This is a genomic window from Jeotgalicoccus nanhaiensis (genome assembly GCF_015235105.1).
Lineage (GTDB): Bacteria > Bacillota > Bacilli > Staphylococcales > Salinicoccaceae > Jeotgalicoccus > Jeotgalicoccus nanhaiensis.
Map to the genome: position 1 here is coordinate 89,141 of NZ_JADGLW010000007.1, position 9,368 is coordinate 98,508.

The window sequence follows — 9,368 nt, forward strand, 5'->3', positions numbered from 1 at the left end:
TTTATATGGAAAAGATAATAATAGATAAATTAAATAAGATTTTTAAAGAAAGATTGCTAAAGGCGGTAGACGAAAGAGTTTCATACAGTTATGACGCTTCTTTTGGCCAGCATATACCGGATTTAGTGGTTCAGGTATTAAGTGCTGAAGAAGTACAAAAAACTGTTGAAATTGCTGATGAATTTGCAATTCCAATTTATCCAAGAGGAGCGAGTACCAGTTTATCCGGCGGGCCTCTGCCAGTTCACGGCGGTATCGTGATGGATTTCTCCCAGTGGACTCAAAAACTTGAGATTTATCCAGATGATTTGATTATAAAGGTTAGCCCGGGTGTGAAAACCGGCGATATTCATAGGTTGGCTGAACATTATAATTTAATGTACGCTCCAGATCCATCATCATCTTCGATTTGTACTATTGGTGGGAATCTGGCTGAAAACGCTGGAGGACCGAGAGGCGTGAAGTATGGTGTGACAAAAGATTATGTTATCGGTCTGGAAGTCGTTACTGCTGCAGGAAAGCTGATTAGAACAGGCGGCAGCACTGTAAAGAACGTGACGGGCTATGATTTGACCAAATTGCTTATCGGTTCTGAAGGAACTCTTGGAATTATTACTGAAGCGACTTTGCGCTTAATACCTAAACCTTTGGATACGATGACTGCTATGGTTATTTTTGATGATTTATATACCGCAGGTAAATCAATTTCTAAAATACTGACTGCAGGTGTAAGACCTTCTAAAATGGAAATTCTAGATCAAAATTCAATAAATAAAGTAGAAGATTATGCAGAGTTGAATCTTCCAAGAGATGCAGCAGCAATTATCCTTGTTGAAGTGGATGGCGATCCTGAAGTTCTGCCGAAAGAACTTGCAGTTATCAAAAAAGCGTTAGAAGAAATTGGAGTTTCTAATGTTCAGGTTGCAGAAAATAAAGAGCAGGAACAAAAACTGTGGCAGGTGCGCAAACTGGTTTCTCCTGCAATTGTGACAAGCGGATATACAAAAATATCTGAAGACGCAACAGTACCGCTAAGTAAAATACCGGATATGTTTAAGAAAATTGATGAAATAAAGAACAAGTACAATCTTAATATTGTTGTTTTCGGACATGCAGGAGATGGTAATTTACATCCTACAATCAACACAAATATGAGAGATGAAGAAGAAGTGAAAAGAGTTGAGTTTGCAGTTGAAGAAATATTTAACTATGCGATTGAGCTTGGCGGTACGCTATCGGGAGAACATGGGATAGGGACGATGAAGAAAGCATTTATGCTAAATGAAGTTGGCGATGATGGTCTAGATTTTCAAAAAGCGATTAAAAAAGCCCTGGATCCAAAAAATATTTTAAATCCAGGCAAAATATTCCCTGAAAAAGGAGAAAAAAGGTTAGTGTTGCGAAATGGCTAATGCATTATTGAATAAACTGGATATTGAAGCTACTTATGACTGTGTGCAATGTGGTTACTGCCTTCCAGTCTGTCCGACATATATAGCGTTCAAAAAAGAGAAACACTCACCGAGAGGTAGAATTAATCTTGTTCAAATGGCTGCGAAAGGTAAAATAACCATTGAAGATATGCAGGAAGGGATTGATCTGTGCTTAGGCTGCAGAGCCTGTGAAACAGTCTGCCCGACTAATGTCAGATATGGAGACATACTGATGTCTGCTGTAGAAGTATTAAAAGAGAATAAAGACATGGGTGTCATAGAGAAGGTTAATCGAACAGCAGCTTTTAAGTTTGCTTTGAAAAACAAAAACGTATTAAGAATTATCAATAAAGGACTGTACGCTTATCAGGTATCGGGTATGCAGAAAGTCGTTAAAAATTATAATCTGCTCAAGCCGGTTAAGAAATTTAACCAAATGAATAAAGCGATGCCGGATGTTATTTTGAGTAAAAGGATTACACGGAATATTAATCCGTTTCGGCGTAATGATTTATCGATTGGCTTTTTTCAGGGATGTATCATGGACTCATTCTTTGCAAACATTAATGAACTTGCCGTTAAGATTATGAAGAAACACTATGTACAGGTAACGAATATACCGAAACAGGGATGCTGCGGTGCACTTCAGCATCATGCAGGAGAGACGGCACAGACAGTGGAACTTGCCATGAAGAATATCGCGGCATACGAAAAATATGACTTTGACTATATTGTTAATACTATCGGCGGGTGCGGAGCAACTTTAAAAGAGTACGATAAGCTTTTTGAGCCGGGAACTGATTGGCATAAACGTGCCGTGGAATTCACGAATAAAGTTAGAGACATCTCGCAGATTATGGCATTAATCGATTTGGATCTAGTCCATGGTATCGATAAAAATGCAGTGTATCAGCCTTCATGTCATCTTGAGAATGTCCAGAAAGTATTCAACGATCCGTTAAAACTGATCAACAAAATTCCGCAGCTTAATTATATAGAAATGCCTCAAAAATCTTTATGCTGCGGGTCTGCAGGGATATATAATATTTTGCATTTCGATGAATCCATGCAGATTTTAGATTTAAAAATGAATAATGTAAAAATATCAAAACCGAATTTAATAATCACTTCGAATCCGGGCTGTCATATTCAGATGCAGCTGGGAGTAGAACGCGAAGGATTGAGTAACGAAATCGCAGTGAAACACATAGTAGAAGTCATTGCAGAAGCTTGCGGGGTGGAATAAGTGAAAGCAGATATTTTAATTGTGGGTGCAGGGATAATTGGTTTGAGTACGGCATATCAATTATCTGAATTGAACCCTGCCAAAAAAATTATTGTATTGGATAAAGAGTCGAGAGCTGCCGAACATCAGACTGGACATAATAGCGGAGTAATACACTCCGGTATTTATTACCGTCCGGGCTCTTATAAAGCGGAATTTGCGAAAAATGGTTCGGCGTCAATGATAGAGTTTTGTCAAACACATAATGTAGAGTATAACCAGTGCGGAAAAGTAATCGTAGCAACTGAGGAAGAAGAACTGGACCGGATGCGAAATTTATATAAGCGTGGTGTAGAAAACGGTCTGGATGTTACACTGCTGGATGGAGAAACGGTACGCAAAATCGAGCCGTATGTTAATACTGTCGGCGGTATTCATGTGAAAAATACTGGTATCGTTAATTTCCGTGAAGTCACTGAGAAATTTGGTGAACTATTTATAAATAACGGCGGGGAAATTCATTACAATAATAAAGTTGAAGCGGTAAAAAATAACGCAGATACGATTGAAGTGAGGACGAACAAAACCGTTTATGAAGCAGATTACCTTGTTAACTGTGCAGGTCTGTACAGTGACAAACTAGCTAAGTTGAGCGGGATTGATACTGACGTTAAGATAATCCCGTTCAGAGGAGAGTACTTTAAGCTGCATAAAGATGTGGAGAAGTACGTTAAAACATTAATCTATCCGGTACCAAACCCTGAACTGCCGTTCCTCGGAGTGCATTTTACAAATATGGTTGGCGGGGGTGTGGATGTAGGTCCGAACGCTGTGCTTGGATTTAAAAAAGAAGCCTACAAGAAAATCGGTTTTGATAAATCAGAGACTCTGGAAATATTAACATTCCCTGGACTTTATCGAATGGGATTAAAGAACGTTAAAGAAGCAATTGGAGAATATTACAGATCGTTTAATAAAAAAGCATTTGTTAAAGCAGCACAAAAATTAATACCTCTTATTAAAGCGAGTGAGATAACACCTATGGAAGCAGGGGTCAGAGCTCAGGCAATGAAACCGGATGGCACACTGCTGGATGATTTTTACTTTGAAGAAAATGATCTCAGTATTCATGTGCTGAATGCACCATCACCTGCGGCAACATGCTCAATTGAAATAGGAAAAGAAATTGCTCAGCGTTTTAATTCCAAATTTAGTTAAAAAAATTATTAATTTAAATGTTCGTGCCACCGAAAACTGACGGCGGCACACAATGAGTGATCTTGTGCCACCGAGAACCCCGCGGCGGCACACAGCACATATTCTCGCGCCGCCGTGAGAAATATAGACTTATTTAATCGCAAAAAGGTTCACCGAAAGTTTCCGGTGAACCTTTTTGTATTTATTAGCTTAAATTCTCCACAAATGCTTCCAGCCTGTTCATGCCTTCTTCAAGTGTTTCAATTGAACTCGCAAATGAGATACGGATGTGGCCGGCGCCGTGTTCGGAGAAGGCGGAGCCCGGAACGACTGCCATATGTTTTTCTTTCAGCAATGCTGTCGCGAAGTCCCAGTCGTCCATTCCCGTAAACGAGATGTCGGGGAAGATGTAAAAAGCACCACCCGGTTTTTCGACTGTACATCCCATTTTGATGAGTCTGCTGTAAACATAATCACGGCGTTTCAAGAATTCTTTATTCATTACTTTCGGATAATCGCGGGCATTCGTCAGTGCTTCAAGTGCTGCATACTGACTCGGCACCGCTGCACAGATTGAGTTATTTAAATGCACTTTCAATATTTCATCGCTTAAATGTCTTGGTGATAATGTATAGCCGACTCTCCAGCCGGTCATCGAGTGTGATTTCGACACACCGTGAATGAGTATCGTTTTATCGCGTATATTTTCTATGCTGCCGAACGAAATATGCTGATTCTCATAAACATTTTCACTGTAAATTTCATCGCTGATGAGGAAAAGATTTTGGCTGCTGATAAAATCCGCAATATTTTTTACGTCTTTTTCCGATAAAGATGCGCCTGTCGGGTTAGATGGATAGTTTAAGAGCACAGCTTTAGTGTTATTAGTAACTAAAGCCTCCAGCTTTTCAATATCCGGAATGAATTGTGTATCGCTGACATCGAGATATTTAACAACACCGCCATTCAATTTAATCAGCGATTCGTAGGCTGGGTATGCAGGGGCGGTAATAATGACTTCATCGCCTTCGGTTAAAATCGTGCGGAGGACTGAGTCGAGTGCTTCACTCGCGCCGTTTGTAATGACAACTTCATCAGCAGTGTAATGCGCATTATACTTCTCTGCAAAAAAGTCTGCAGCGGCCTCCCGCAGTTCGACGATACCGGCGTTTAAAGAGTAACCGGTTTTATTATTGCTGATGGCTGTAATCGCCGCTTCCTTCACACTTTCAGGTGTAGGAAAATCAGGCTGTCCGATGGTTAAATTGACACCGTCATGAAAAAGCTGAACCTGGTTTGAAAAGACTCTGATTCCCGGGATGGATAAAGCTGTCGCACGCGGATTTAATTCTGGCATGTGTTTCACTCCTATAATGAACTATTCTATCTATTATAGAATTTTCAGTTAATAAAAAGCAAATCGAATTCTTATTTGTATAATATTGCATTTTAATTTATAATTATTAGAAAATAACTAAGGGGAGCTGACAGGGTCATGAGAAAATATACGTTACTGGCAGGTGTTTTATCATTTTTACTGCTCCTTGCGGCATGCGGCAAGGACGACGGCAGTATCACGCTGCAGTTTGGACACGCTTTGCCGCCGGATACGAATCAGGCAATGCAAATCAACGAAATGGCTGAAGCAGTGGAAGAAGAGACGGAGGGCAGGGTGAAATTTGAAATTTATCCGAATTCACAGCTCGGCAGTGAAACGGAAATGCTCCAGCAGGTCGATGTCGGGGCAATGAACGGCCTTGCGGTAATGGTCGGTTCTATGCAGACTATGGATATGAGGCTGGCTATAGAAGATCTGCCGTACATGTGGCCGAGCGAGCAGGAAGCGCGAGATGCTTATGACGGTGAATTTGGAGAGTACATAGCAGATATTGTTGAAGAATATGGTATGCATACGGCGGGATATTTAGAATGGGGCTTCCGCCACGTAACAAACAATGAGGGACCGGTCGTCCAGCCGGAAGATTTAAAGGGAATGAATATCAGAGTGGCGGAAACAGCACTTCGCGTCGATACGTTTGAGCAAGCCGGAGCCCTGCCGACAGTTATGGCTTTCAGTGAAGTATACGGGGCACTGCAGCAGGGCGCGCTTGATGCGCAGGAAAATCCGCTCGCGAATATCGTTGCACCGCGTTTTAATGAAGTACAGGACTACTTATCGCTGACCGGCCATTTTTATAACACGGTCATGATTGTAATCGACGGAGAAACCTGGGAGGAAATCAGTGCCGAAGATCAGGAAATACTCACAGATGAAATCGATAAAATTTCGAAAGGAATTCAAGCAGCGAATGACGAAACAGAGTCGGAGCATATAGAGTTTCTTGCCGAAAATGGGATGGAAGTTAACGATGATGTTGATAAAGAAGCCTTCAGAGAAGCAATGATGCCTGTATATGACAAATGGGAAGAGGAAGTATTCGGCAAGGAAATGATGGATATGTACCGCAGAAATTCCGGATGGGGGGAAGATGAATAATATGACGAAAGCATTGGTGAAAGTTTTATATATTGCATGTGCAGTTGTGATTGCACTGCTTACTTTGATCGTACTGACGCAGGTCGTATCGAGATTTTTTGATTACTCCATGCCGGGAACTGAAGAACTGTCCCGTCTTTTAGTGGTCTGGATGACTTTTCTTGGAATGAGTGTCGCTGTTTATGAACGTGGGCATCTGGCGGTAAATTTCTTTGTAAAACGCGCAGGGGACAGTTTGCGGCCTTACTTATATTTAACAGTTAATATACTGCTCGGCCTGTTCTTTCTGGTGCTGACAGTGTACGGCTTTATATTCTCTTATCAGTCACTCGACTTTACATCATCGACGCTGCAGCTGCCGATGACGGTATTTTATCTGGCGATACCGGTCAGCAGTCTGCTGTCGCTGTACTTTTTAATCTTAAATGCCTGGAAACCTCAGAATGAAAGCGAGGCGGTATAATGCTCGCAGTCAGTATGCTTATTTTGTTCTTTCTGCTGCTGTTTCTCGGAATGCCGATTGCTTTTGTTATCGGTATTGTCGGTCTTGTCATGCTGCTCATCGGCGGAGTGCCGCTTGAAATTATTGTTCAGCGCAGCTTTGCCGGAGTTAATAATTTTTCTTATTTAGCAATTCCGTTGTTTATTCTGGCGGGAGACATTATGGGGAAAGGGGGTCTGACGAAACGTCTGATGGCCTTTGCCAATGCTTTTGTCGGCAAATTATCGGGCGGCACAGCGATTACGACTGTTGTCACCTCAGCTCTGTTCGGAGCTGTCTCCGGGTCTACAGTCGCGACCACCTATGCTGTCGGTTCCGTGCTTGTGCCAAGATTGAAAGAAGAGAAGTACTCGAACTCATTTATAGCGAGTATTATCGGACCGGCCGGTGTACTCGGGCTGATTATTCCGCCGAGTATCACCATGGTTATTCTTGGAATTACCGCAAATATTTCCATCGGCGACCTGTTCTTTGCCGGAATTATACCGGGTGTGCTGCTGGCGCTCGCCTTATGTATTTATGTCTGGTTTAAGGATTCGGCGAAGTCCGGACGGAAAAAATATCCGGCCGGGAATTATGGAAAGTAACCAAAGAAGCGTTCTTCCCGCTCCTGACGCCTATATTTATTCTCGGCAGTATCTTTTCAGGTTATGCAACAGCGACAGAAGCAGCAGTGATCGCGGTCGTTTACGGATTTGTTTTATCGCTGTTTTACAGAGAGCTGAACTGGACTAAGGTTAAGGAGATTATGGCAGGTTCAGCGGTCACATCGGCAACAATTTTAATTATTATATCCATGGCTAATGTCTTTACATATGTATTGACTGTGAATCATATTCCAGATGCAGTATCCGGATTCTTCCTGAATTTTGCGGATTCGCCGCTGGTCTTTCTGCTTCTCGTGTCACTGATTTTATTAATATTGGGCATGCTGACAGAAGTCACATCGCTGATTGTGCTCTTAACACCGATTTTCATGCCGATTGCAATGGAATTCGGTATCGATCCGGTCCATTTCGGCATGGTGATGATTATGAACTTTGCCCTCGCGAATATTACACCTCCGGTCGGGCTCTCATTGATTGCCGGCGCATCTGTAACAGATAAAAAGATGGGAATTGAAGAAACGCTGCCTTATATACTGCATGTACTGTTAATTGTAGGAATTATGGTGGTATTGATTATATTCATCCCTTCAATCTCAACATTCTTACCTAATTTACTTAAATAAAGGAGCGGATTGAATGATTATTAAGCCGGAAGAAACAATAGAATTAAAAAATAGATTTGATGGTAAAGGCAGTATTTTTTCAACATCCTATATAAAGGAAAGAGACTTCGAAGGAATTCGTAAAGTATTGGAAATTGAACTTGAAGCTCATGCATCAATCGGTTACCACCAGCATATCGATGACAGTGAAATTTATCATATAATAGAAGGAAAAGGTGAATTTCAAGATTCGGACGGACAATTTAAACCGGTTGGAAAAGGGGATTGCTGTGTGATTACGAAAGGACAGTCGCATGGTTTGGTAAATACAGAAGATACCCCTTTGAAAATGATGGCAATAATATTTTAGAATTACCTGAATATTATGATATATTTACTGTATTGCAATATTCAGGAGGGGTAGCATGAAAGATGCAGAAAGATTATATGAGGCAAGAAAATACGGGACTGTTTTAAAGCCGGGACAGGATATCAAAACGGATACTGTTGAAGAGGCTTATAATATTCAGACTGAAATTTTAAATATGCAGGATGAAACTGTAAAAGGTTATAAAATCAGTATGACAAGCCCGGAAACACAGGCGCTGTTTGACAGTAATGAACCGGTTTACGGTCCGTTTACTGCGGACCAGGTGATTACTGAAATGAGTTTGGCAGATTATAATAGTCCGCTTGCGGAGCTGGAACTGGTTTTCTATGTAAACGAAAAATTGAGTGTCACAGACGATGCAGAAAGTATTTTATCGAAATGTACTGTGGCGCCGGCGCTTGAACTTCCTGACGGCAGATATAATAACTGGTTCCCGAATATATCGAAATATGAAGTGGTTGCTGACTGTGCGGTGGCTGGAGCGGTGGTGATCGGTGAAGCGAAATCTGCCGATTACGAGGATCTCGATAATATCACGGGCAGGCTTTTGTTTAACGGCGAAGAAATTAAACGGGGACAATCATCAGAAGTAATGGGGCATCCGGTTAATGCTGTAAAATGGCTGATAGAAAAACTCAGCAGTCAGGGAAAAGGGCTTGAAGCGGGACAATTTATTTCGTCAGGTACTTTTATTCTGCCGGTCAAGCTGGAAGCCGGAAAATATGAAGGAGTATTTGAAGGATTTGGCAAGGTTGAAATAGAAGTTAAAAAATAAGCCTCTCAAAATGACGTGCTCCCCTTAAGTTGTACTTACTATTCAACTTAAGGGGAGTTTTTGTATGAAAAATAATAAACATAGTTTTGAATTTAAGTTAACAGTCGTAACAGATTATTTAAATGGCGAAGGTGGATT

General features: G+C 41.3%; 10 protein-coding genes. 9 read left to right on the forward strand and 1 reads right to left on the reverse strand.

Annotation, left to right across the window (positions count from 1 at the left end; genetic code table 11):
- Positions 1-5 precede the first annotated feature (5 nt).
- The 3 genes from IR135_RS09445 to lhgO are packed head-to-tail and all read left to right on the forward strand — an operon-like array spanning position 6 to position 3,876.
- Positions 6-1,412: an FAD-binding oxidoreductase gene (locus IR135_RS09445; RefSeq protein WP_135098898.1), complete on the forward strand. Its 1,407-nt coding sequence runs from the start codon at positions 6-8 to the stop codon at positions 1,410-1,412.
- Positions 1,405-2,679 carry a (Fe-S)-binding protein gene (locus IR135_RS09450; protein ID WP_135098900.1) on the forward strand — a complete coding sequence of 425 codons (1,275 nt, stop codon included), beginning with the start codon at positions 1,405-1,407 and terminating at the stop codon, positions 2,677-2,679. Before IR135_RS09445 ends, IR135_RS09450 begins: the two co-directional genes overlap by 8 nt.
- A complete protein-coding gene (gene lhgO / locus IR135_RS09455; RefSeq protein WP_135098902.1) occupies positions 2,680-3,876 on the forward strand; it encodes an L-2-hydroxyglutarate oxidase in 1,197 nt (398 codons plus the stop codon). It abuts the gene before it with no gap.
- A gap of 184 nt (positions 3,877-4,060) precedes the next feature.
- Here the strand turns inward: lhgO and IR135_RS09460 are convergent, their stop codons facing one another.
- Positions 4,061-5,212, reverse strand: coding sequence for an aminotransferase class I/II-fold pyridoxal phosphate-dependent enzyme (locus IR135_RS09460; RefSeq protein WP_135098904.1), 1,152 nt, complete (start codon positions 5,210-5,212; stop codon positions 4,061-4,063).
- 138 nt (positions 5,213-5,350) lie between these two features.
- On the opposite strand from IR135_RS09460, the gene IR135_RS09465 reads away from it, so the two are divergent.
- Genes IR135_RS09465 through IR135_RS09485 form a run of 6 tightly spaced genes read left to right on the forward strand, consistent with a single transcriptional unit; the run spans position 5,351 to position 9,230 of the window.
- Entirely contained in the window at positions 5,351-6,352 is a 1,002-nt protein-coding gene (locus tag IR135_RS09465; RefSeq protein WP_135098906.1) for a DctP family TRAP transporter solute-binding subunit, read from the forward strand.
- 1 nt (position 6,353) lies between these two features.
- Positions 6,354-6,815: a TRAP transporter small permease gene (locus tag IR135_RS09470; protein WP_135098908.1), complete on the forward strand. Its 462-nt coding sequence runs from the start codon at positions 6,354-6,356 to the stop codon at positions 6,813-6,815.
- On the forward strand, positions 6,815-7,441 hold the full coding sequence (locus IR135_RS11690) for a TRAP transporter large permease subunit (protein WP_265588378.1): 627 nt from the start codon (positions 6,815-6,817) through the stop codon (positions 7,439-7,441). The genes IR135_RS09470 and IR135_RS11690 overlap by 1 nt, the downstream gene beginning before the upstream one ends.
- A 23-nt stretch (positions 7,442-7,464) precedes the next feature.
- On the forward strand, positions 7,465-8,085 hold the full coding sequence (locus IR135_RS11695; RefSeq protein ID WP_265588379.1) for a TRAP transporter large permease subunit: 621 nt from the start codon (positions 7,465-7,467) through the stop codon (positions 8,083-8,085).
- Between the two features lie 13 nt (positions 8,086-8,098).
- A complete protein-coding gene (locus IR135_RS09480; RefSeq protein WP_135098910.1) occupies positions 8,099-8,434 on the forward strand; it encodes a cupin domain-containing protein in 336 nt (111 codons plus the stop codon).
- A gap of 55 nt (positions 8,435-8,489) precedes the next feature.
- Positions 8,490-9,230 (forward strand): 2-keto-4-pentenoate hydratase, encoded by a 741-nt coding sequence (locus IR135_RS09485; protein WP_135098912.1) that lies wholly within the window; start codon positions 8,490-8,492, stop codon positions 9,228-9,230.
- Positions 9,231-9,368 lie beyond the last annotated feature (138 nt).

What these genes read in the sequence shown, in the direction of transcription:
- IR135_RS09480 (WP_135098910.1), top strand. Translation starts at nt 8,099, where the DNA reads ATGATTATTAAGCCGGAAGAAACAATAGAATTAAAAAATAGATTTGAT.
- IR135_RS09445 (WP_135098898.1), top strand. Translation starts at nt 6, where the DNA reads ATGGAAAAGATAATAATAGATAAATTAAATAAGATTTTTAAAGAAAGA.
- IR135_RS09470 (WP_135098908.1), top strand. Translation starts at nt 6,354, where the DNA reads ATGACGAAAGCATTGGTGAAAGTTTTATATATTGCATGTGCAGTTGTG.
- IR135_RS11690 (WP_265588378.1), top strand. Translation starts at nt 6,815, where the DNA reads ATGCTCGCAGTCAGTATGCTTATTTTGTTCTTTCTGCTGCTGTTTCTC.
- IR135_RS09450 (WP_135098900.1), top strand. Translation starts at nt 1,405, where the DNA reads ATGGCTAATGCATTATTGAATAAACTGGATATTGAAGCTACTTATGAC.
- IR135_RS09460 (WP_135098904.1), bottom strand. Translation starts at nt 5,212, where the DNA reads ATGCCAGAATTAAATCCGCGTGCGACAGCTTTATCCATCCCGGGAATC.
- IR135_RS09485 (WP_135098912.1), top strand. Translation starts at nt 8,490, where the DNA reads ATGAAAGATGCAGAAAGATTATATGAGGCAAGAAAATACGGGACTGTT.
- IR135_RS09465 (WP_135098906.1), top strand. Translation starts at nt 5,351, where the DNA reads ATGAGAAAATATACGTTACTGGCAGGTGTTTTATCATTTTTACTGCTC.